The sequence below is a fragment of the Pseudoduganella danionis genome (genome assembly GCF_009720775.1).
Classification (GTDB): Bacteria; Pseudomonadota; Gammaproteobacteria; order Burkholderiales; family Burkholderiaceae_D; genus Rugamonas; species Rugamonas danionis.
This window is the reverse complement of record NZ_WNKW01000004.1, coordinates 73,073-95,758: the sequence shown is the minus strand read 5'-3', so window position 1 is coordinate 95,758 and position 22,686 is coordinate 73,073. Positions and strand designations below refer to the sequence as shown.

20 protein-coding genes and 1 tRNA gene are annotated in these 22,686 nt (G+C 58.3%); 7 read left to right on the top strand and 14 right to left on the bottom strand.

Going from position 1 to position 22,686, the window contains the following annotated elements; genetic code table 11:
* Nucleotides 1-2: 2 nt before the first annotated feature.
* From GM655_RS14870 to GM655_RS14855, 4 genes are read left to right on the top strand one after another with little or no spacing between them, the layout of a single operon-like run.
* Nucleotides 3-1,175 carry a CpaE/TadZ family protein gene (locus GM655_RS14870; RefSeq protein WP_155435470.1) on the top strand — a complete coding sequence of 391 codons (1,173 nt, stop codon included), beginning with the start codon at nt 3-5 and terminating at the stop codon, nt 1,173-1,175.
* Nucleotides 1,176-1,211: 36 nt separating this feature from the next.
* Nucleotides 1,212-2,558, top strand: coding sequence for a TadA family conjugal transfer-associated ATPase (locus GM655_RS22760; RefSeq protein WP_196308778.1), 1,347 nt, complete (start codon nt 1,212-1,214; stop codon nt 2,556-2,558).
* A 4-nt stretch (nt 2,559-2,562) separates the two neighbouring features.
* Complete coding sequence (locus GM655_RS14860; RefSeq protein WP_155435468.1) at nt 2,563-3,540, top strand: type II secretion system F family protein; 978 nt, start codon at nt 2,563-2,565, stop codon at nt 3,538-3,540.
* Nucleotides 3,541-3,548: 8 nt separating this feature from the next.
* A complete protein-coding gene (locus GM655_RS14855) occupies nt 3,549-4,481 on the top strand; it encodes a type II secretion system F family protein (protein WP_155435467.1) in 933 nt (310 codons plus the stop codon).
* A 94-nt stretch (nt 4,482-4,575) separates the two neighbouring features.
* On the opposite strand, the gene GM655_RS14850 is transcribed toward GM655_RS14855, so the two are convergent.
* The 5 genes from GM655_RS14850 to GM655_RS14830 form a co-directional block, all read right to left on the bottom strand.
* The gene (locus tag GM655_RS14850) at nt 4,576-5,343 is read right to left on the bottom strand and encodes a GIN domain-containing protein (RefSeq protein ID WP_155435466.1); all 768 of its coding nucleotides are present in this window, start codon (nt 5,341-5,343) and stop codon (nt 4,576-4,578) included.
* A 34-nt stretch (nt 5,344-5,377) separates the two neighbouring features.
* Nucleotides 5,378-5,560, bottom strand: a complete 183-nt coding sequence (locus GM655_RS14845) for a hypothetical protein (RefSeq protein WP_155435465.1) — start codon at nt 5,558-5,560, stop codon at nt 5,378-5,380.
* Between the two features lie 150 nt (nt 5,561-5,710).
* Nucleotides 5,711-6,697 (bottom strand): hypothetical protein, encoded by a 987-nt coding sequence (locus tag GM655_RS14840; protein WP_155435464.1) that lies wholly within the window; start codon nt 6,695-6,697, stop codon nt 5,711-5,713.
* Nucleotides 6,698-6,930: 233 nt separating this feature from the next.
* The gene (locus tag GM655_RS14835; protein WP_155435463.1) at nt 6,931-8,418 is read right to left on the bottom strand and encodes a M20 family peptidase; all 1,488 of its coding nucleotides are present in this window, start codon (nt 8,416-8,418) and stop codon (nt 6,931-6,933) included.
* A gap of 18 nt (nt 8,419-8,436) precedes the next feature.
* Nucleotides 8,437-10,836: a TonB-dependent receptor gene (locus tag GM655_RS14830; protein WP_155435462.1), complete on the bottom strand. Its 2,400-nt coding sequence runs from the start codon at nt 10,834-10,836 to the stop codon at nt 8,437-8,439.
* Nucleotides 10,837-10,943: 107 nt separating this feature from the next.
* On the opposite strand from GM655_RS14830, the gene GM655_RS14825 reads away from it, so the two are divergent.
* The gene (locus GM655_RS14825; RefSeq protein WP_155435461.1) at nt 10,944-12,002 is read left to right on the top strand and encodes a GlxA family transcriptional regulator; all 1,059 of its coding nucleotides are present in this window, start codon (nt 10,944-10,946) and stop codon (nt 12,000-12,002) included.
* A 9-nt stretch (nt 12,003-12,011) separates the two neighbouring features.
* On the opposite strand, the gene GM655_RS14820 is transcribed toward GM655_RS14825, so the two are convergent.
* The 6 genes from GM655_RS14820 to GM655_RS14795 form a co-directional block, all read right to left on the bottom strand.
* Nucleotides 12,012-13,025 (bottom strand): alpha/beta hydrolase, encoded by a 1,014-nt coding sequence (locus GM655_RS14820; protein WP_155435460.1) that lies wholly within the window; start codon nt 13,023-13,025, stop codon nt 12,012-12,014.
* 247 nt (nt 13,026-13,272) lie between these two features.
* Nucleotides 13,273-13,878 (bottom strand): rhombosortase, encoded by a 606-nt coding sequence (gene rrtA, locus GM655_RS14815; RefSeq protein WP_155435459.1) that lies wholly within the window; start codon nt 13,876-13,878, stop codon nt 13,273-13,275.
* Nucleotides 13,853-14,686 (bottom strand): rhombotarget lipoprotein, encoded by an 834-nt coding sequence (gene rhlP, locus GM655_RS14810; protein WP_155435458.1) that lies wholly within the window; start codon nt 14,684-14,686, stop codon nt 13,853-13,855. Before rhlP ends, rrtA begins: the two co-directional genes overlap by 26 nt.
* Before the next feature lie 216 nt (nt 14,687-14,902).
* Nucleotides 14,903-16,462, bottom strand: a complete 1,560-nt coding sequence (locus GM655_RS14805; protein ID WP_196308777.1) for a hypothetical protein — start codon at nt 16,460-16,462, stop codon at nt 14,903-14,905.
* Between the two features lie 969 nt (nt 16,463-17,431).
* Complete coding sequence (locus tag GM655_RS14800) at nt 17,432-17,959, bottom strand: ImmA/IrrE family metallo-endopeptidase (RefSeq protein WP_155435457.1); 528 nt, start codon at nt 17,957-17,959, stop codon at nt 17,432-17,434.
* On the bottom strand, nt 17,959-18,267 hold the full coding sequence (locus GM655_RS14795; RefSeq protein WP_155435456.1) for a helix-turn-helix domain-containing protein: 309 nt from the start codon (nt 18,265-18,267) through the stop codon (nt 17,959-17,961). The genes GM655_RS14800 and GM655_RS14795 overlap by 1 nt, the downstream gene beginning before the upstream one ends.
* 354 nt (nt 18,268-18,621) lie before the next feature.
* On the opposite strand from GM655_RS14795, the gene dgt reads away from it, so the two are divergent.
* Nucleotides 18,622-20,103 (top strand): dGTP triphosphohydrolase, encoded by a 1,482-nt coding sequence (gene dgt, locus GM655_RS14790; RefSeq protein WP_155435455.1) that lies wholly within the window; start codon nt 18,622-18,624, stop codon nt 20,101-20,103.
* Entirely contained in the window at nt 20,069-20,806 is a 738-nt protein-coding gene (locus GM655_RS14785; protein WP_155435454.1) for a hypothetical protein, read from the top strand. Before dgt ends, GM655_RS14785 begins: the two co-directional genes overlap by 35 nt.
* Before the next feature lie 415 nt (nt 20,807-21,221).
* Here the strand turns inward: GM655_RS14785 and GM655_RS14780 are convergent, their stop codons facing one another.
* From GM655_RS14780 to GM655_RS14770, 3 genes are all read right to left on the bottom strand, one after another.
* Nucleotides 21,222-21,566 carry a hypothetical protein gene (locus GM655_RS14780; RefSeq protein WP_155435453.1) on the bottom strand — a complete coding sequence of 115 codons (345 nt, stop codon included), beginning with the start codon at nt 21,564-21,566 and terminating at the stop codon, nt 21,222-21,224.
* A gap of 515 nt (nt 21,567-22,081) precedes the next feature.
* A tRNA-Thr gene (locus tag GM655_RS14775) sits at nt 22,082-22,157 on the bottom strand.
* Nucleotides 22,158-22,183: 26 nt separating this feature from the next.
* Complete coding sequence (locus tag GM655_RS14770; RefSeq protein ID WP_155435452.1) at nt 22,184-22,669, bottom strand: ClpXP protease specificity-enhancing factor; 486 nt, start codon at nt 22,667-22,669, stop codon at nt 22,184-22,186.
* Nucleotides 22,670-22,686 lie beyond the last annotated feature (17 nt).

Here is a 22,686-nt window from a genome sequence, read left to right as displayed (position 1 = left end):
CGATGAAAGCACTGATGGTCAGCGCAGATAGTCTGCTCCATGCGGAAGTGGCGGCGCAAGGGTCGGCGCGCATGCCGGGCCTGCAGCTGGTGGCCACGCGGCAGGGTTTGCGCGAAGCGGTAGAGCGGCCACTGGCAGAGCTGCCGGAACTGGCCATCATCGATGCGAGTGCCGTTACTGCCAGCGAAGCAGAGCTGGTGGAACGCCTGTGCAAGCTGTATCCGGCCACCAGCGTGCTGCTGCTGACACGCGAGCCGCCGCCCGAGCTGCTGATCCGCGCCATGCGTGCCGGCATCCGCGAAGTGCTGCAACTGCCGCTGGTGCATGGCGCGTTTCATGAAGCGCTCGGGCGCATCGAGCTGGCCGCAGGCTGTGGCCAGCTACGCAGCGGCAAGGTGCTGGCCTTCATCTCCTGCAAGGGCGGTAGCGGAGCGACGTTTTTATCCACTAACTTCGCTTATGCGCTGGCCGCGCTGGCTGATAAAAAAGTGCTGCTGATCGATCTGCATGGCCAGTTCGGCGATGCCACGCTGTATGTCTCGGACCAGAAACCGGCCATGACGCTGTCCGATATCTGCGCCCAGATCAGCCGCATGGACGGGGCGTTTCTGGAATCCTGTTTGGTGCACGTGGCCTCCAACTTCGGCGTGCTGGCTGCGGCCGACGATCCCCAGCATACAGTGGACATGAAGCCCGAGCATATGGACACCATACTGCGCGTGGCACGCCAGTATTACGACTACATCGTGCTCGATGTGGGCCGCCAGATCGATGCCATTTCGCTGCGCGCGCTCGATCAGGCCGACGCCATCCATCCCGTGCTGCAGCTGGCATTGCCCGATATCCGCGATGGCCGCCGCCTGCTCGATATTTTCCGCTCGCTCGGCTATGCGGCCGAACGCATACGCCTGATCGTCAACCGCTACGAGAAGGGCGGCAAGCTGCGCCTGACCGATCTGGAACAGGCGCTGGGCGCCGACGTGATGCACACCGTGCCCAATGATTATCTGTCCGCCACCGACTCCGTCAACCAGGGCATACCGGTGCTGCAGCTTTCGCGCAGCAGTGCGGTGGCGCGCAGTCTGGGTGAACTGGTAGAGCTGGTGACGGCGCGCCGTGCGCCGGAAAGCAAAGGCCTGTTTGACCGCCTGTTCGGCCGTCACGAGGCGGAATAGGCATCGCCACCGTAGCGCTACCTTGAGGGAGGAAGTATGAGCTTGCGTGAACGCCTGAGCGTGACGGAGGAGGCGCGCCAGCCGGCGCAGGATGCGCCGGCACTGGCCGCTGCCGCCTATCAGGAACTGAAGAAGAGTATGCATCAGACCATACTCGATCGCATCGATCTGGAACGCCTGAAGCGCCTCACGCCGGAACAGTTCAAGCACGAGCTGGCGCTGCTGGTCCAGCGCATCATTGAAGACGAGCGCATCGTACTGAACCAGCACGAGCGGCATAGTCTGGTGCTCGATATCCAGCACGAGATGCTGGGCTTCGGCCCGCTCGAACCGCTGCTGGCCGATCCCGGCGTGTCCGATATTCTGGTCAACACCTGCAGCCGGGTGTATGTGGAACGTGGCGGCCGGCTGGAGCTGACCGATGTCACTTTCAACGATAACGCCCACCTGATGAAGATCATCGAAAAAATCGTCTCGCGGGTGGGCCGGCGGGTAGACGAATCCAGCCCCATGGTGGATGCGCGCCTGCCCGACGGCTCGCGCGTGAATGCCATCATTCCGCCGCTGGCCATCGATGGCCCTATCCTGTCGATCCGCCGCTTTGCCGTGCAGCCGCTGACGGTGCAGAATCTGCTTGATTACCGCAGCCTGACGCCGCCCATGATGGAAGTGCTGCAGGCACTCGGGCAGGCCAAGGTGAATATCCTGATCTCGGGCGGCACCGGCAGCGGCAAGACCACCATGCTCAATGTACTGTCCGGCTTCATTCCGGCCGCCGAGCGCATTGTCACCATCGAGGATGCGGCCGAACTGCAAATGCGTCAGCCCCATGTGGTGCGGCTGGAAACCCGTCCGCCGAATATCGAAGGCAAGGGCGAAGTGAATCAGCGCTCGCTGGTGCGCAACGCCTTGCGTATGCGGCCGGATCGCATCATCCTCGGCGAGGTGCGCGGACCGGAGGCGCTCGACATGCTGCAGGCCATGAATACGGGGCATGAAGGTTCGCTGGCCACCATCCACTCGAATACACCGCGCGATGCGCTGGCGCGGCTGGAAAACATGGTGGGCATGACGGGCCTGAACCTGACGCCGCGCGCAACCCGCCAGCAGATCTGCTCTGCCGTGACGGTGGTGATGCAGGTCTCGCGCCTGACCGATGGCACGCGCAAGCTGGTCAGCCTGCAGGAGATCACCGGCATGGAGGGCGACGTGATCGCCATGCACGAAATCTTCCGCTACGAACAGCGCGGCGTGGCGGCCGACGGCAAGGTGCAGGGCCGCTTTTCCGCCACTGGCGTGCGGCCCCGTTTTGCCGATCGCCTGCGCATGTTCGGTGCTGCCGTAGCCGACAGCGTGTTCGATCCTGACCGCATCTTCGAGTAGCGTCATGAGTGCCCTGCTGGCCGGTTTTTTCGTCCTGCTGTTTGCTGCGCTGATCCTGCTGCTCGAAGCGTTGTGGATCTGGTGGTCGGCGGCGCATGGCAGCGCAGCGCGCCGCATCAGCAAGCGCTTGCGCCTGATGGCAGCGCACGGCGAGCGCCACGGCGAACGCATCGACATCCTCAAGCAGCGCAGCTACAGCCGCCATGCGCTGCTCGAGCAACTGCTGCGGCGTTACCGCACGCCGGCTTTGCTGGACCGCTTGCTGCTGCAGGCCGGTGTGCCATGGTCGGTAGCGCAGACGCTGGGCAGCATGCTGGCCTTGCTGCTGGCCGGTACGGCTGCATCTTTGCTGCTGCAACTGCCCTGGCTGCTGCGTGCTGGCCTGTGGCTGGGCCTGCCATGTTTGCCGTTGCTGCTGATATGGCAGCGGCGTCAGGCCCGCCTGATCAAGCTGGAAGAGCAGTTGCCGGAAGTGGCAGACTTCTTTGCCCGCGCCCTGTGTGCCGGCCATTCGTTTGCCAATGTGATGCAGATGGTGGGCGAGGAAATGCCCGAGCCCATCGCGGGCGAATTCAAATTCGCCTACGAGGAAATCAACTATGGTGTGCCCATGAACGAAGCCCTGCACAATCTGGCGCTGCGGGTGCCGCTGACGGACTTGCGCTATCTGGTCATCGCTGTGCTGATCCAGCGTGAGTCAGGCGGCAATCTGGCCGAAGTGCTGGGCAGTATCAGCCGTTTGATCCGCGCGCGATTGCGCCTGCTGGCGCAGGTCAGGGTGATGTCGGCCGAAGGGCGCATGTCGGCGTGGATACTGTGCCTGCTGCCGCTCGGAACGCTGTTGCTGATGATGGTCACCAATCCTGTCTACGTGCGTGTGCTGTGGACGGATCCCATAGGCATACGCCTGACCTGGTATGCGCTGGGCATGGCGGCTGTCGGCGTGCTGTGGATGCGCAAGCTGATCCGCATCCGTGTCTAGGAGACGTCATGCAGACTGGCCATATCGTTTTTCTACTAATCGTGTTTCTGGTGGTAGCCGGCATCGCCTTGCTGGCTTTGCTGCTGTTTTCGTCCGCCGCCCTGCGCACACGCTTAGGCCTGCTGGCAGCACAGGCGCCGTCGCCGCAGAACCCGCAGGCCTGGGTGGAGCGCGTCGCCCAGGTGGCGCAGCCGTTGTCACGTCTGTCCCTGCCGGAAGATGGCTGGGATCGTTCGCCGCTGCGCACCCGCTTCATGAATGCGGGCTGGCGCGGCGCCTCGGCGCCTTCGCTGTATTTCGCCACCAAGACCGTGCTGGCACTGGTGCTACCGGCCTTGCTGATGCTGGCCGCGGCAACGCTATGGCAGCTACAGCTTTCGCGTGGCCTGTTTCCGCTGCTGCTGGCCGGTGCGGCGTTCGGCTACTACCTGCCGAATGTAGTGCTGGCGCGGCGCGCTGCGCATCGCTGCCGCGACATCTTCGAGAATTTTCCCGATGCGCTGGATCTGCTGACCGTCTGCGTGGAAGCGGGCCTGAGTCTGGAACGGGCGCTGGCCAAGGTGGCTGGCGAAATCCATATCAAGAGCGCGGCGCTGGCGCAGGAGCTGCAACTGGTGCTGATGGAAATGCGGGCCGGCTTCAGCAAAGAGAAAGCCTTGCGCAATCTGGCCTTGCGTAGCGGAGTGGAAGATGTGGATACGCTGGTGGCCATGCTGATCCAGTCCGAACGCTTCGGCACCAGCATGGGCGAGTCGCTGCGCGTGCATTCGGAAAATCTGCGTGCCAAACGCAGTGTGATCGCGGAGGAAGCGGCGGCCAAGATCGCGCTGAAGCTGTTGTTCCCGCTGGTGTTCTGTATCTTCCCCACACTGATGCTGGTGCTGATCGGACCAGCGGGGATACAGGTGTATCACATGCTGCCTGCCATGCTGGGCAAATAAAAAAACCGTCCGCTTGGGGGAAACCAGGCGGACGGTGAAAAACACACCCATGTGTTTACTGCTGCGGACTACCGCATTCCTTACGATCAGCGGTCTACTGCCAGCTGATACTGCCCATACCTTTGGTCGTGGCGCTACGCTGGGCCGGGTTGCCATACACGGTGGCCGAGCCCAGTCCCGTTAATCTCATGGCCGCGCTATTTTTGGCATACACGGAAGCGCTGCCCAGACCCGTCAGATTGACATCGACGGTATCAGCGCGCAGCTTCTGCGCATCGAGTCCACCCACGCCGCCCAGGCTCACATGCAGTAGCCGGGTCTGGCCGCTCATTTCGATATGCCCGGCACCGTGCAGATCGAGCTCCACGTTGTCGCTGTTGCCTGCATTGACGTTCATGCTGCCGACGCCACCGAGCCGCACGTTGACGTTGCGGTACTGCGAGTTGACGTTGACGGCGCCCGCACCTTCCAGTGCGAGCCGCAGGCTGTCGCCGCTAAAGCCTCTGACTTCGGCGGCACCCACGCCGCCGGAAGTGAGTTGACGCAGATTCGGCAGCGTCAACTCGGCGCGCAGCTCGCGGTTATGACCGAAACTGATGCTGCGCTGTTTTACTGTGCCGATGCGCAGCGTGTCACCGCTTTGCTCCACCGTCACTTTTTTCAGCGCGTCAGCCTCTCCGTATAGAGTCAGCGACGCGACTGGTCCTTGTTTGAGTTTCAGGTTGATCACGCCATCGAGATCAACGTTGACGGTCCGTGCATCGACGCTGCGGTTCTCGCTGCTGACGTCGGCCGCTTGCGCTACGTGTGCGCCGCTGCCGATCAGAGTGGCCAGCATGGCGGCCTGCAGAATTTTTTTCATCTTATGCTCCGTCGTGGTGGTGATGGTAGGCGGCTTAGATGGCAGCTTTTTCTGCAGCGCTCAGACGTTTGGCCGTTACGTGTACCACTTGCATGGTGGCGGTGTCTGCTTTGGCCGCGACGACTTGTTCAGGTACGGCGGCAGTGGCGAACGAGGTAGCACCAGCGATCACGAGTGCGGCGAGGAAGATGGCTTCCATGTTTTTTGCGATGTTCATTTTCAGCTCCTTGGTGGTGGGTTGAACTACGTTTTGTCTTGCGATGAGTGAACTATAAACAAGCACCTGCGGCGCTTCCATCGGCATGTGACGAACTGCAAAAAACAGGGAGCAGAATGCGGAAAAACGGCGCGAAAGGGCCGTATGAGTCTAGTGCTGGATGCCGTTGCAGGCATGTGGCGCCGGCTGGCGCGCGGAGGAACGGGTGTTGCCCTGCACAGGTGTGGCGGGCGTGTAGGTCTGCAATGCACGCGCTTCTTGCTGATTCAGATGGCGGTTAGGCAGTTCGAAGAGTTTGCGCTGCTCTGGCCGGATAATAGCGCGCATATTGCGGGTGGATACATGTTCGCGCAGGTGACGATCGAGTTCACCGTTGCAGTAGAGAATCTTCATGCCTGTGCTGAGCGCCTGTTGCAGTTCCTTGCGCTGGGGCGCGACATAGAAGAACAGATCGTTGGGATAGTGCAGCATCAGCTTGGACTCGAGCAGGATGCCATCTTCCAGACCGATCTGGCGGAATTCGCTGCCCACTTCGTAGATGGCGCGCGTGAGCAGATCGAAACGCTTTTGTGCCAGCAACTCGAACAGTAGGGCAGTATCGTCCCTGACCACCTGTAACGCGGCGTCGGCCATGATGTCGCTGTCGGGCCAGTCGTTGCCGCTGCCGATGGCAAGCTGGCCCAGTTGCTGCAGGCTACGCACTTTGCCTACCTTGGCCAGCCCTTGCTGGCTGGCCATGAAGACGCGGTAACCGTTGCCACCAAGATAGAGCGGCATAGGCACTAGCGCCAGTTCCCGGCTGGCTCTGCCGCCGGCCGAGGTCGCAATCACATCGCAATAAGGCTGCATGTTCACACCGTAGCGCACGCGTGCGTCGCTGCTTACGCTGGCAGGAAAATCGCAGCTCTTGATGGTGTAAGGCTTGCCGGCTGCCTGCAGGGCTTTTTCAAGCAGCTCCTTGCGGTAGGTAATGACGGGATTATCCGTTTCGCCTGCGCGTTCCATGCGTACCAGCATAGGGCTGTCTTCGGCCCGGCTGGGGGCGAGATGCAGCGCGATCAGGCTGGCAGCAAGATAGCTCAAGCCGCGGCGATACAGCGGCAGGGACGTGCGCGGGGCAGTAGCAGTCGGGCTCAAGCTTTCAATTCCGAAGTAACAATTTCCTTGGGGAAATATGATTGTGCATCGAAACCGCGCTGAGTGAAATATCAAAATCAACATATTGTATTTTCAATCACCGGCTCGCAGGTATCCGCGCGTAGCTGGGGCCAAGCACGGGCGGCTGACGACGCAGCCGTCCGCCCAGACAGTACGGGGTGTAGCGTCTGGGCTAAGAGGTTGGCGCCGCGTCGCGCACGCGGGCACGCTACTTAAGGTGCGCCGGTGCTGCTGCGTATCAGCTCGATGTAGAAATTGATCAGGCCGCCATAATCGGCAATGCTGATGCGCTCGTCCGTGCCGTGCACGCGTGGCACATCCTGCGGTGTGTAGTGCACCGGCAGGAAGCGGAAGGCCGCACCGCTGATGCGGCCGTAGTAGCGGCTATCCGTCGCGCCCACCACCAGCCCCGGTGTCACCACCGCCGCCGGTTCCACCTTGCGCGCAGCTTCCGCAATCAGGCGGAAGCCGGGCGAGCTCTGGTCGGCCACGGCGCTGGCAGCGACGCCTTCGCCGTCGTAACTGCGGATGTCGATGGCCGGATCGTCGATCGCACCACGCGCATGGGCCAGCACGCTGGCGGGCGTGTCGCCCGGTGCCAGCCGGAAGTTGACAATCGCGCGCGCCTCGGACGGCAGCACGTTCTCCTTCACGCCGCCGCTGATCATGGTGGGCGCCGTGGTGGTTCGGATCAGCGCATTGGTGGCCGGTGCACCTTCGAGCTGGCGCAGCAGCAGTGGTTCCAGCAGCCAGCTATTGGCGATCACCACGCGGCTGGCCAGCGGCAGTGCCGGCGCCATGGCGCGGATGCCGGCGCCACCGGGGCCGGCCAGCGTGGCCGGCATGGGCTGCGCCTGCAGCTTGGCCACGGCACGGCTGACCCGTCCCACTGCCGTCATTGCCGGCGGCATGGAAGAATGGCCGCCATCGGCCTTGGCCGTCAGGGCCAAACTGAGCATACCTTTCTCCGCCAGCCCGATCTGCGCGATCGGGCGCTGGGCACCAGCAATAAAGCCATCGATGATGACCAGCCCTTCATCGAGCGAGAACCACGGCTTGATGCGGCGCTGCTCGAGCAGCGCGGCGATCTTGGCCGCACCCTGCACGCCGCCGATTTCTTCGTCGTGGCCGAACGCGATCAGGATGGTACGGCGCGGCTGGTAGCCTTGCGCCAGCAAGTGCTCCACGCCTTCCAGCGTGGCCATTACGCCGTGCTTCATATCCATGGTGCCGCGGCCCCACACATAGCCATCCGCGATATCACCACTGAACGGCGCGTGCTGCCACTTGCCCTCCGTGCCCGGTTCTACCGGCACGGTATCCATGTGCGCTGTCAGCAGCAGCGGCGGCAGGCTGGCATCGCTGCCCTGCCAGGTGTACAGCAGGCTGGCTTCGCTGATCACTTCGCGCGTCAGGCGCGCATGAGTGAGCGGGAAGCTGCTGGCCAGTAGCTGGTGGAAAGCCGGGAAGGGGTTGGCGATGGCGCCCGCCTCCGGCCCGTGCGAGACGGTGGGCATACGGATGGCGGTAGCCAGCCGTGCCACGGCTTCGGTCAGATCGGCCGGCGCCGCAGGTGCTTTGCCGTCGCTGGCCGGCAGCGCCGGCAGGCGCAGCGTGTTGACCAGCAGGCTGCCGCCCAGCAGCAGTACGCCTACGGACAGCGCCTTGCCTGCCTTGCCCAGTAGTGTGGTTTTTTGCATTGCTATATCTCCCCGAGCTTACAGATCGCCACGCAGTTCCAGCGCGACTACGCGCGGCTTGCTGACGTAGGCATAGGGCGAGCCCGTCGCAGCGCCCAGCGTACTGATGGAGACATATTGCTTGTTACTCAGGTTGTTGGCAATCAGCGCTACGCCCCAGTGACCGGAAGCGGCCGTCCAGCCCAGTCGCAGATCGATTTTTTCACGCGGCTTGCCGGCGCCTACATCATTGCTGAACAGGCAGGTGCCCAGTTTGCGGGTGTCGTCGTTGCAGCGCTTGTTGCCCATGTAGCCGTACTGCAGGCTGAAATCGGCTTTGCCGCTGAGTACCGGCCAGCGTGCCGCAACGCCTGCTGCGGCGCTGAGGAAGGGCGCGCCTGCGGGCTGGCCGTCCAGCGTGACGCCGGTGGGCGCGAGGTAGTGGTCGTAGGTCTGGTCGAGGTATTCGAGCGAACCGGTCAGGCGCCAGATGCGGTCGATTTTCCACTGCGCTTCCAGATCGATGCCGGTGGCCTTCTGGTCGCTATTCACCACCTGATAGCTGGGGATGCCGCTCGTAGCGCTGGCTGGCACCAGCGTCAGGCTTTGCAGGTTGGTGAATTTGTAGCGGAATACGGAAGCGCCGTAGGTCAGGCCGATGGCCTTGAGCTGACCCTTGATACCCAGTTCCAGATTGGTTACCAGTTCTTCGTCGTAGTGGCCGTTGACGCCCACTGCATCGAAGCCGCCCGCCTGATAGCCTTTGCTCCATGAAGCGAACAGCATGGTGTCGGCGTTCAGGTGGTGATCGAGCACCACGCGCGGACTGAAGTTGTTCCAGCTGCGCGAAGAAGCGTAGGGCGCGCTGGTCGAACCGGGGTTGTTGAATTCCACATTGCTGCTGGTGACTTTTTGCAGCAGGGCGGCCTGCTGTGCCGTGAGCTGCTTGAGTGCTACCAGCGTGTTGAAGAAGTTTAGCTGCTTGAGCGCGGCCAGTTGCGCATCAAGCGTTGCGGCCGTACGCACGGGGTTGTACCAGCTAAAGGACTTCTGGTCATGCGTGTAGCGCCCGCCCAGCGTCAGATTGGTGCTGGGCGTGGCGTGCCAGATCACGTCGCCGTAGATGGCGTAGGCGCGGTAATCGCCACGGTCGATCACGGCCTCGCGCCATGGCTGGCCCATCAGGCTGAAGCCTTGCAGCGTGCTGTTGCCGGTGGCCTTGCCCACGCCTTGTGCCAGCTGGGTCAGGGTGGCATACGGTGCCAGACCGGAAGCGGCCTTGATGATGGTGTCGAGCGAGGTGGTGGTGGCATCCACGCTTTCCGTTTCAGTGGCGCGTTCGCGGAAAGCGCTGATGCCGCTGACCCAGTCCAGCGCGCCGCTCTGGCCACTGAGCTTGAATTCCTGCTGCCATGTCGCGTTGCTTTCCACATTGCCCGTGGCAAGGTAGGCGGCCGGATTGGCCGATGCATCGTTGTCCTGCCAGTTTTGCGAATTGAAATGGCGGTAGGCCGTGGTGCTGCTCAGGGTGGCAAATGAGAGCGGATGCTCGATGCGCAGATTGACGCCATCGAAGGTACGCGACTGCATATTCGGCGTGGCATCGTTGATCAGCGGCTGCTTGAGCGGATCAGTCCACGTAGTGGGCGCGCCGAAGTTGATCTTGCCGCCAGTGACCGAGAATACGGCCGGTCCCGCTTCACGCATCACTTCATGCTCGAAGCCCAGGATGGCGCTGCTGCCGTTGCCCTGCCAGCGCACTGCGGCGCGCAGACCACGGTCGCCGGAGTCGCCCATGTGGCTGACGTTCCACTGGTTGTAGGCCCAGCCACGGTCCTGCTGGCTGATGGCGGAAACCCGCAGTGCCACAGCATCGCTGAGCGGCGTGTTGACCAACGCTTCCACGTGCTGGCTGCCGTAGCTGCCCAGCCGTACCAGTCCGCTCGCTTCGGTACGGTTGACGGGTTCGTTGGTGACGATGGAAATGGCGCCGGCCGCCGCGTTGCGGCCGAATAGCGTGCCTTGCGGGCCTTTCAGTACTTCGATGCGTTTCACGTCATTGAAGTTGAGCATGGAGCCGCCCGTCTTGCCCGTGTACACGCCGTCCGTGTAGATGCCCACAGGTGAATCCGTACCGATGCCGAAATCTTCCGTGCCTACGCCGCGCAGGAACACGGAAGGGCGGGTCGATTGTGCCGTATCGATGGCGAGGCCGGGCACAAACGCGTCGATGTCAGCCAGGCTGGCGGCGCCCTGATCTTTCAGGGCCGCACCGGACATGGTCTGGACGGAAATCGGTACGTTCTGAATCTGCTGGCTACGGCTCTGTGCCGTCACCACCACCACCTGGGTATCCTGACCAAAAGCGGCGGGTGCCGCCATGCTGGCCAGCGCCAGACTGACTGCGCTGGTACAGACCTGCGCGCGTTGCTGTTTCAAGTTCACTGCAATCTCCCGTTTATCAGTTCTTCATCACGCCGGCACTTGCCCGCTGAGGCCGATTCTAGGATTTGCCATCTGATTAAAATAGGTGCAATATCGCCATAATGATGACTGATGCCGCCACCACTGCCGCGCCTTTGCACGTCGAAGTGCTGTCTTTGCCCGAGGCCATGCCGGGAACCGTGTTCAGCGCCATCGACGTGTTGCAACTGGCCGCGCTCGTGTTGAAGTTGCGTAATCGCCACGCCGGACCGGCGCTGACGTGGTCGGTCTGGCTGCCGCACGGCAGTGCCGCGATGCTGACGCCTGCCGCACTGGCGCAACTGTCGAGCGAACCGCCCTTGCTGGCACCGGTGCCGGAGCGCACGCTGCTGGTGGTGCCGGCCGTGTATGCGGCCAACGCGCTGGAATTGCCAGCGCTGGCGCAGAAATATCCCGATGTGCTGGCACGCATAAGCAGTCATGTGCAGCGCGGCGGTGCGCTGGCTGTGTGTGCTACCGGGCTGATCTTCGCCGCCGAGACAGGGCTGCTGCAGCAGGCGCGGCTCGATGCACACTGGGCCTTCAAGTCCTTCTTCATGCGTATCGTGCCGCAGGCTGATTTTTCGGCCAGCGAAGCGATCAGCGTGAATGGCCGGCTGTATAGCTGCGTGGTACCGCCGTCGCAGAGCGAAATGCTGATCCGCGTGCTGCATGACTGCTTCGATGAAGAAGTGGCGCAGAGCTGTGCGCGCCTGCTGCTGTTCCAGCCCGAGCGCCAGCAGATGCACAGCCAGCAACTGACGCAGCAATGGCTGTCGCGCACGGCCGATAGTCCCGTGTACCGCGCCAAGCAGTGGCTGGAGATGCATGTGGAGCAGCCATATGACCTGCCGCAACTGGCAGCCGTCGCCTCGGCCAGCGAGCGTACGCTGCTACGCCACTTTCAAAGTGTGCTGGGGATGACGCCGCTGGAGTTTTTGCATGAGCTGCGTATCCAGCGCGCCAAGGTGATGCTGGAAATCAGCATCAACAGCCTGCAGACCATTGCCCATGCCTGCGGCTATGCGAATGCCAGTACCTTCAGCAAGCTGTTTCGCCGGTCCATGGGCATGAGTCCCGGCGAATACCGCAAGCTGCATACCTTGCGTACCAAGCGCTCGCACTGGCGCATGGAAGAATAGTGCTGGCGTTTATTTGAGCCGGGTTTTCAGCTCTTCTGCGGCCTGATGCAGCGCACTACGGGTGGCAGCAACATCCGACAGCACATTGAGCAAGCCGAAGTCGTGGATCATGCCGTTGTAGCGGGTAGCGACCACCGGCACACCCGCAGCATCAAGCTTGCGGGCATAGGCTTCGCCCTCGTCGCGCAGCACATCCTTCTCGGCCGTGATAACCAGTGCCGGTGGCAGGCCTTTGAGCTGGGCCGGTGTGGCCAGCAACGGTGCGGCGTAGATCTCGCGGCGCTGGCTGGCGTCCGTGGTGTAGGCATCCCAGAACCATTTCATCATGGGACGGGTCAGGAAATAGCCCTGTTCGAATTCATCATAGGATGCATTTTCAAAGCTGGCGTTGGTGACAGGCCAGAGCAGCACTTGCGAGCGGATTTGCGGGCCGCCTTGATCCTTTGCCATCAGCGCTGTGACGGTCGCCATATTGCCGCCTACGCTATTGCCGACCACGGCCAGACGTTGGCCGTCCACGCCGATTTCCGCGCCATGTTCGGCCACCCATTTGGTAGCGCCATAGATCTCCTTGATGGCGACCGGATAGCGTGCTTCCGGCGCAGCGGTGTAATCGACGAAGACCGCTACAGCGCCCGAGTCGGCGACCAGATCGCGTACCAGGCGTTCATGAGTAGGGAAGTCGCCCAGTATCCAGCCGCCACCGTGCACGAACATGAATACGGGCAGCACGCCTTGCGCCCCATGCGGTCGCACGATATGCAGTTTGAGCGCCTTGCCGTCCACGCTGATGGTCTTTTCGCTGACCTCAGCAGGTGGCAGGGCGGCACCGGCTTGCGCTCCAACCAGAACCTGGCGCGCAGCAACGGGGCTGAGAGTTTCCAGTGGCTGGCCGCCGCTATGGGCCAGTACGTCGAGGAAGGCCTGAGTATGCTGTTCCACGCCCGGAGCGCCGGCGGCCATGCCGAGTTGCGTGCTGAATGCCAGTGCCAGAGCGGCGATGAGTTTTGGAGTGCGTTGCATGATGTTGTCCTTGTGCGATGTTGATAGTCGACTATTAAATAGCGTGCTATATAAATGGTTTAAAAAAACGGCACTTAAGCGGTTCCGCCGCATGATGGCGGAGCTGTAGGGCCGGCCTTGCTTGGGCATATTGCTGAGGCCCGGTAGCTTGTTAGGCTGCGGAACTGAGCAAGTTGCGACTGGATGGAATAATAGATCGCACGCTATTTAATAGCAAGCTAAATTTAATGAAAAGCTGAAAATATTTTTATATCGCCAAGTCTGAGCCGGCTTGAGGCCGGGCCGACACGAAGACAGCATCGAGCAGTCCGCACAGCAGGCCCAGTGCATGGGCTTGCCACATGACGTGCACGCCTTGCGGCAGCGTGCTGCTGCCGCTCAAGCCGAGCGCTTCGGCAGCGGTTTTCAGCACCAGCATGGCTGCTCCCAGTACCAGCCAGCGGCGTGGCAGGCGCTGCTGGCGCCAGAATGCTGTCAGTGTCATGGTGACGAGCAATACATCGAGCGCGGACAGGCCGCGGTATTCCTGCAGTGCAGGCAAACCCAGCAGCAGTGCCAGCGCGACCACTGCGGCGGACCAGCCCAGCGTCCGGCACAGGCGCCGGGTGCCGATTAGCGGTTCCAGCACCGCGCCGCACAGCAGCAGTACGCCGGTATCGATCAGCGCATGCCATGCCGAGTAATGCACGAGGTGGCCACTCCACAGCCGCCACCACTGGCCGGACAGGATGGCCTGCCGGTCGTAGGCTAGCAGTTCGATCAACTCGGGCGGGGCATACACCAGTACCAGCGCGGCCAGTGCCAGCGCGGCGCTGGCGCTAGGCCACTTAGCGGGCGCGGCGGCGCTGACCATAGTACAGAGCGGCCAGTGCGGCAGCCAGTGCCAGCAGGCTCCAGTCAGCGGCGCCGCCGCCGTGGTAGCCTTCTTTGTTGCTCACCTGAATAGTGCTGTCGGATTTCAGCCGCTCGCGGAAACTGTCGAGTTCCGTCTGCAGATTGGGGATCAGCTGATCGACGGCCTGGTTGTAGCCATCGATCTGGGCCGCGCGCGATTTCTCGCTGAAGCCGGCCATGGTGGCATTGCCGCCCACACGGCTGGTGCCCGGTGCGCGGAACAGCAGTTTGCGGCTCTTCACATCGAACACGGAGGCATCGAGCATGGTCTGGATATCGTACTGATTACCGTTGATGACGTAGGCACCGATGATGGTCCAGTAAAGCAGCGACAGGCGGTTGCTATCATTGAACTGCACCTGATCGTAGGACAGCAGCGTGATCACTTCCACGTTGAACATGCGCGCCACCTGATCCAGATTATCGAAGCCGCCGCGCGCCTGCATATAGGCCGACGGGATGATTTCTATGCTGCCGATGTAAGCATGTTTGGAGAACGAAGCTTTGACCCGCTCGAGCAGCTTCATCTTCTGCTGTTCCGAAGGCCCGTTGCCCCAGCCGCCACCCGGCACGAAAGCGATGCCTACCCGCACCGGCGGGCGCAGCTGGGTCACGCCAGGCACCATGGCAGTGGGCTGCTTGGCATTGGGATAAAGGTAATCGACCACGCTGCCGTTCTGCTGCACGCGGTGGCCGGAGCCCCAGAAGGCGCAGCCCGATAAACTGGTGACGAGCAGCGCGATCAGCACGCCTTTGATGAATTGCATGTTTAAACTCCTGCTGAGGCTGTAATGAGGACTGAGGTGTAGCAGACGCATGCCTGCGCTGGCCCGAGCTAGACTCGGCACCTATGCAAGTCCGAAAGCAAGCAAGCCTATCAGATCAGGCTGGAACGAAATACGTACATTCTCACGCGGCCGGAATTTCTTGAGGGGTAGCGTGTGCTGCTACCGGAGAGGCGACCGTGTGCGCCTTCCTGCGGGTTAGCGGCCAGTGCGCAGGTACTCGGGAAGAGGGCTGGCGGAAAGCGCGTCCGGATTCTGCTGCAGCAGTATCTGCTGATGCAGGGTTGCCAGCATTTGCGCTTGCTCGCTAGCGGAAAGCGGATCGCGCCCTGTGCGCTCGGGTTCCAGCGTCGCCAGCAGATCGCGTGTGCTGTGCTTGCCCAGCGGCGTGGTGTGGTCGTCCTGCAGCTTGCCCAGCGAGTAGCGCAAAGTGCGGGTCGACTGGCTGGCCTGCATATCGAGCGTGGCTTTGGCCAGCACACCCTTGCTATAGGCGATCTCGGTAGTGCTGGAAGCGGCATCGTCTATCGTCACATAGTTGTAGTTCTGCGAATTAGGCGACAGATCCAGTGCCAGTCTGGCATCGGCCTTGATGGGCGCATGGTAGCGTGCCTTGAGATGCGAGCTTTGTTCTTGCGAGATGCTGCGATCGAGTTGCGAGCTGCCGCTGATGCTGGTCTTCTGCGCCAGCTCGTAGGCAAAGCTATCCTTCTCCGTACTGCGGGCAGGATTGGGAAACTCCTCGGTCTGTGCGAACGACGCATTGAAGTCGGCCAGCCCTGTCGTCAGTGCATGGTCCTGCTGGTTCAGCGCGTTGGCTTGCTGTGCCACGAGGCGGCTGCCGTAATCGCTGTTGAGGGCGCTGAAGCCTTGTTTAAACATGCCGATGATGGCGCCACGGCCCTGACCGCGCGTGGCGGCCTGATCGACCTGCTGCAGATAATGTTCGAGCGCGCCCGCCTGCTGTTCCTTGCTGCCCCAGCTAGCCGGTTTGCTCAGATCGACGGCGATGTTGGCCACGCCCGCAGGGCCGCTGAAACTCAGGCTGCGCCCCATGCTATCGGCATGAAATTCCAGCCGCTGGGTATCCTTGGCATCGATCTTGATCTGGCCTTTCAGGTCCACTGAAGCCAGCACATTGCTATCGAACTGGGTGAGTCCGGCAAGGTCGATGCGGGGCGGGTTCTCGGTCAGGCCATCGATGGATTTCTGGAACGCTTCGGATAACTTGCCCAGTGCTTTACGCTCCACTTCATTGAGCTTGCCACTGCTGTGCGCCTCGACGGCGATGCTGCCATCGCTGGCATCGAGTTTCAAGTCCACCTTGATGCCGCTGGTGGTAGTGATGCTTAGGCTGATCTGGTTGTCACCCACCCCGTGCTGGGATATTTTCGCGGGTGACACCTGCAAGGCATAAGTGTCGGACGCCGCCCCTGCCGGCAGTTGCTGCACGGACTGGGAAAAGTCGGCGCCATCGTAGGCAACCTGTTTGAGTAGCTCACTACCAAGTCCGCTCAGGCGGGTGGAGAGTTCGTCATTGCCCATATTGCGGGCCATCAGCGTGGCCGAGGTGCTGTGCGTGCGGTTCTCCCAGACCAGTGCTCTGGAGCTGGCTTCGCCTTGTTCGCCCAGACGCACCACCGTCGAGCTGGCCGCGCCGGAGACCGGAGCTGCGCTGGTAGTGGTAGTGCGGCTGGTGTTCGTCACAGCCGGCGCTGATGGCGCGGCGACGGGAGCGAGCGCGGCGATGGTAGACATGGGATAGCGGCCTGTACGTGGTTCCGAAGCGAAGTGCATTTTTACCAAGATGGCGGATTTGGCAAAAAGACGCTCGTGTTCTATTTACGTCAGGACGCGGTGATACTTTAGAAAAATACAATGCAACTTGCACTAGCTTAAATCGTGCGCTAGCGATTTCCCGGCCGGGAAAACAAAAAGCCCAGCCGGTGAGGGCTGGGCTTTCTTGACATGCTGGTGCCGACTGCCGGTTTCGAACTGGCCACCTGATGATTACAAATTAGTAAAGAAAACTGTATGTCTTTGATTATTAGACGACTCGTACCGTAAACACGCGAAGTTAAAAGTATTTTAAAATCAGTAACTTACCGTAGTTTTCCAAAAATGACGATAACCGATTACTGTACTGAATTTGTGCATCCACTGTCAAACAGCCTGAGCGATCGCACGCTAGACCACGACACTTTTGCGCCGTGGCGAATTCCTCCAGGTGCCTACGATCTATTAGGCTTCCCTTTGGTAGGTAAACGATTGCGCTCAGTTACAGTGGTTGCGGGGTGAGTCTTCACAAAGTGCTCGGTGACAAATTTTCCAGTCACAGCACTGCGATGGTTTGTGATGACGCGTGGTGATTTTTTGTTCATTCTGAAAGCCTCAAAAAAAGAACTTCGTGAGGGAGCGGCGTGGCCGCTCCCCGCTGTTTGCTTAGCTACGTGCGGATCGGCAGTGTTCACGTACGGTCTCAAACTTCCCTTTGCGGAAACGTTTGTACGTGTTCACATGCACGGACTTGGGATAGTGACAAGATTTCATCGCAATCCTCCCTTCGTGATGTATTGATCTCAATCACGACTTGACGCTTGCAAAACAGCGGTTTCCAGACTAAACTTCCGCTGCTCTCGACGAGCAAGCATTTCAAGAGAAAACTAGAGATCGATTTAGTTTCCTTTTACCTGAGCACCTTTGGAGTCCCCACTCCTTAGGTGCTTTTTACTTCCCTGATTCATATAATCTCAGCTGGTATTCTGCAGCGCAGACGGATACTCCACATATTTCCGCAGCCCTGGCAGCAGTCATACCCTGGACCAGATGTTTAGGCACTAGCAGTTCGCCCTGAAAACATTTTGCTTGCCATTCGGGGTCCTCACAGGTGTCCAATTTCCCACCAAAATGGCGGTGCAGCGTCGTAGACCGGGCGTGCATCAAGTAGTGCCCAATTTCGTGGGCCACCGTCCCCCTGTCCCGGCCTGCGCCTTGATACGCCAGCTCGTACACGTCGTCTCTAATTTTGATCGTGACGTGCTCCCCTTCTCTTTCAGTCAATCCATGGGATGACCCAAGTACATCAGCTTCAACGACCTCGAATGAGTAGTGTCGATCAAGCTGAGGAAGAAGTAGCTCTGCCACCTCCAAGATAGGAAACCTCAAATCCTGCTCGAACCCAAAGGTCTTCCTCAGGTTCAGAGCCAGCTCGCGAATTGCTGATCGCTTAATCGGTGTCGCTTTGAAGCTGTGCATTATTCATCCTTCACTCGATTTCGAACTGCATCCATAGTCTTCCTTAATGCATCCAACTCTGCTTGATTCAGTTGGTCAAACTGCCGTGCGAAAGCCACTGCAACTCCTCTGGCCGCGTGATCCATCTTATCCAAGTCAATAGTTACTGACCGCTGCGACTCATCAACTGCCTTTCGCATCTCCAAAATCTTCACTTGTGGCAATGCATAGAATCGCTCGACAGACTTTTGCATTTCTATGGGAATGCTTTTTTTTCCGGATTCTACCGCCGATAAAAATGCGGGTGAAACACCCAAATTCTGGGCCATGTCTTTCAGTAACTCCGTGTGTGAGTGCCTCAAGTCCCGCAAAAATCTCCCAAATTCCGTAATCATATATACCCCCTCAGGTTTAGCAGCCTCAGCCACGTAACCATCATAGGTTAACGAAATTATCCTGTCAAGGTTAATTATCCTCCAGTGGTTAATTATTTTAGTTGCTCGGAGAAAATTTGCCGGATGACGGCTTAATGATGGGCGAAAATCGATGCTCCCGCACCCACAGATTGGATTCTTCCTAGGGCTTCTCGATAGGTTAGCAGTGTGATGTTTCTTGTGGGAAGAATTAGCCTCACGTAGTATACCGCATGCTTCCATCGTAAAAAAACTTAACAAGGGAACAACATGTCGGACAGTCTTGATCACCATTGGGCTAAACTACTTGCGTCCGGTCGCCGAAAGAAGGAAGGTGAAGTAAGCACCTCCAGCACGGATGCTGACGAGACTCGCACTGAGATTGAACGAGACTATGATCGAATTTTGTTCTCAACGCCGGTGCGTCGCTTGGCCGACAAAACTCAAGTTTTTCCGCTTGAAAAAAATGATAGTGTAAGAACAAGATTGACACATTCGCATGAGGTTTCCAATCTTGCGAGGAGTATCGGAACTGCCCTTGCGTTCAAGCACAAGATTGCCGGAGACAACGACAACGCCAAGAGGAATATTCCGGCCTTGCTGGCTGCTGTCGGGCTTGTCCATGACTTGGGTAATCCACCCTTCGGACACCAGGGGGAAGCCGCAATTCAAAGCTGGTTTAAGGACCGCAAAGCAAAAGTGCTGGACGATAGTAACCGTCCGTTGTCAGAACAGCAAAAGCAAGATTTTTTGAAATTTGAAGGAAACGCTCAGGCCTTTCGGTTAGTTGCTAGATTGCAACTATTGAATGACGATTTCGGTCTAGATCTTACTTACGCAACACTTTCGGCGATGATGAAGTATCCGACAAGTTCCATTGGCGTAAATCCAAAGGGAACCGTGGCTGCAACGAAAAAGCACGGATTTTTTTCGTCTGAACAAGCAATCGCAGCAGCAGTCCAGGAGCGTGTTGGATTAGCAATTGGACTGCGCCACCCTCTGGCATATGTCATGGAGGCTTGCGACGATATTGCGTATGTCGTTTTAGATGTCGAAGACGCTATAAAAAAAGGGCTAGCTTCATTCTCCGACCTCTGTGCTTACCTGGATCACCACGCGTCAAATGATCAACTGACTCGAGAAGTTGTGCAGCATAGTAAGGAGAAACATCAACAATACCGCATGGATGCGCCTTCTTTGTCACCCGCCGAACTCAATGATGTTTCCATGCAGCGCTTCCGTGTGTTTGCTATCGGGGCGCTGGTTCGAGCGGCCACAAGCACGTTTGTTAGCGCCACACACCATGCATCGTTCTTGGCGGGAACGCAACCCAAGAGCTTGATCGCATTAAGCGAAGGAGAGCAGCTTCGTAAAGCATTGAAGGACTTTGCTTTGAAACATGCTTACACGAATCGTGTGGTCTTAGAGTTAGAGCTTGATGGGTATAATGTGATCAGGGGGCTGATGGATATTTTCTGGGCGGCTATTACAGACGTTGAAGATTCTACTTGTTCCAAATCCCGGCGCCGACACCCGTTCACTCGCTATATCTACGGTCGTATTTCGGAGAATTATCGCCGCGTGTTCGAGTCGATTCAGCCAGGTAGGACATGCCGATACGATGAGTGCGTTTTACTTACGGACATGGTTTCAGGTATGACTGACTCATATGCCATGACGTTATACAAGGAGCTGGCGCCGATGAAGAAGCAATACGATGCTGAAATATCAAGAATTGCAAGTGAGAGATAGAAAAAAAGTTGCAAGTAGTGTCAGTCGCTTCCTCGAACATCAATCGAGAGAGCGCGATGATCTGCGTCGTACACTTGAGCACATTGCAAGCTGCTTAGAAGACGCCGTAATTTTTGGCGGAATGATTCGAGAATTTGCACTTGGTAATACAAGAAGTTTCAACTCTGATATTGATATTGTATCGAGAGCGGGCAGAAACGATATCTTCGCAGCGATAAAAAATTATCACCCTAGCGTGAATAAATTTGGTGGTTATAGATTTATCGTAGGAAAACAGCTTTATGATATCTGGTCTTTTGACGATACGTGGGCTTTCAAGAATGGTCTAGTCGAAGGAAGTTCAATTCAGGATATATTCAAAACAACCTTTTTTAATTTAGATGCGGCTGTTTTTCATCTGGGGAAAAGACAACTATTTTGTTCTGAATCTTACATCGATTCCCTCCAACGCCGTGTGCTTGATCTTAATTTACAAGAAAATCCTAGTCCGTCTGGAATGGTTCGCAGAGCGATAAAGTTGGCCATTAGTAACGAATTAGCAGTAACACCGAGGTTGGGGGAATATATCGTTAATCACATTGATATGGTTAAGCTCGATGACGTTTCTAGCTCTTACGTAAGAAATCTTAGAGTTTTCTTATCCCAGCAACAGGATGGGAATTTTTCGTTTTCACCACAGGGTTGTTTGTTTTCACATGAATAAATATTTTAATTGATACGCCCCGTTCCTCTCCGTTGCGATAACTGCCTGAAGCGGATCGGTTTAATAGCTCAAACGTCATACAAGAAGTAGCCAATGAGTCTTTGGCCTCCAACTCGATCAAAAAACAATTCCCGTTTTAACAAAAATGAGTCGATCTGTCACTGATTGATATGTATTGGCAATCAGCGCCAGAATGCACGCGTATTAGAAAATATATACCATATGGCTTATGCAGCCAAGCTGGTCAAATAATCATAAAGGCAGAACATTAGTGAAAAAAAGACTGAAAATCTTGTTCGGGATGCTCTAGGAGCCAGTAAATACTATGAGCCAGAAAATGGCTTTAGCATAGAAGAGCAAAAGTCAGAAATTGCAAAAATAAGTACCCTACTGTTCGTTTGCGCGCTGAATTGACCTACTCCGTTTGACCCACCAGCCACTGCCTGGCGAACGCCGCGACCTTTTCGTAAGCCCCCTTAAAATCCCAATTGATAAGCTCCTCGTGGAGTTGCTTGAGGCTGCGTCTCTGCTTCCGGGATTTGGCCGTCACGGTCTTGAGCCAGCTGGAAAGCTGGAAGGCGTATGGATCGATGGCGCTGGCGGATTGGTGCTCCGCATAGGCGGACTCGGTGATTTCCGACAGCAGGTGGCGCCGGACGGTGTAGAGGGAGATGCCGAGCCTCTTGGCGATTTCCCTAAGCGGGACCTGGCCACGAAGGTGCCAGCGTCTGATTATTCCTGGTAATACCACGTCAATCACTCCGTTCCCCTACTCATTCTGATGAGTGGGATTGTGCGCTAAACGTGGGTCAATTTTCGATGCAAATTATGCGGAAAAGTGGGTGAGTGTTCGGTGCAAATCAACAGTGCGGGGCAATAAAATGTCCCGTCTCACATCATGGCGTAGATCACGCCGCAACGGCGCCGAGCGAGAGCTATTAATGCTTGGTTGTGTTGCTTGCCTTGGCTGAAGAGTACGGCGTTACACCAAAGATTTCTCCCATCCCCTTTCGCGAAGCCCAAACGGTTTCGTCACCGAGTATCACTTGCACTTTCACGGTTCCGTCTGGCGCCGTAGAACAAAAACTGAGAGGTATTCTCGATATCGTCGTTCATGGTATTCATTCCCCAAAGAATATGATTAAGGTGTGCATTCCCTACGCCGCATTCACTCAATCAGGTAACACAACGGTTACAAGGAGCATTTCTACATGCCCAGAACAAAAAAGGGTTACATGCCGAAGCGCGTAACCCTTTGAATTTGCTGCTGAATTCTGGTGCCGACTGCCGGTTTCGAACTGGCCACCTGATGATTACAAATCAACTGCTCTACCAAATGAGCTAAGTCGGCGAAACTTGTACGGGGCGAATTATACGCTATTTAATACGCGTAAGGGTGGGGCGGCCGCCCTTTTTGGGCGGCGTGCCATCGTCGTCCGGCGTGCCGGAAGGCGCGCTTTCCGTGGCCGGCGCAGGGCTGGGCGCGGGGGCCAGCGACAGCGTCGGCGCGCTATCTTCCTGCTCTTCTTCCGGCTCGGCGTCGGCCATGCCCAGCATCGCTTCGAAGGCCATGCCCTGACCGTTTTCGCTGGCGTAGATGGCGATCACATTGTTGACCGGTACGAAGATTTCACGCGACACACCGCCGAAACGGGCGTGGAAGCGGATCGCATCATTGTCCATCTTCAGGCCCGAAGTGGCGCCGAAGCTGATGTTGAGCACGATTTCGCCGTTTTTCACGTATTCCATTGGCACCGTGGTAGCACGGTCGACCTTGACGGCCAGATACGGCGTGTAGCCGCTATCGGTGCACCATTCGTAAATGGCGCGCAGCATATAGGGCTTGGTAGAAATTTCAGACATGGGTTTCCAGACTGCGA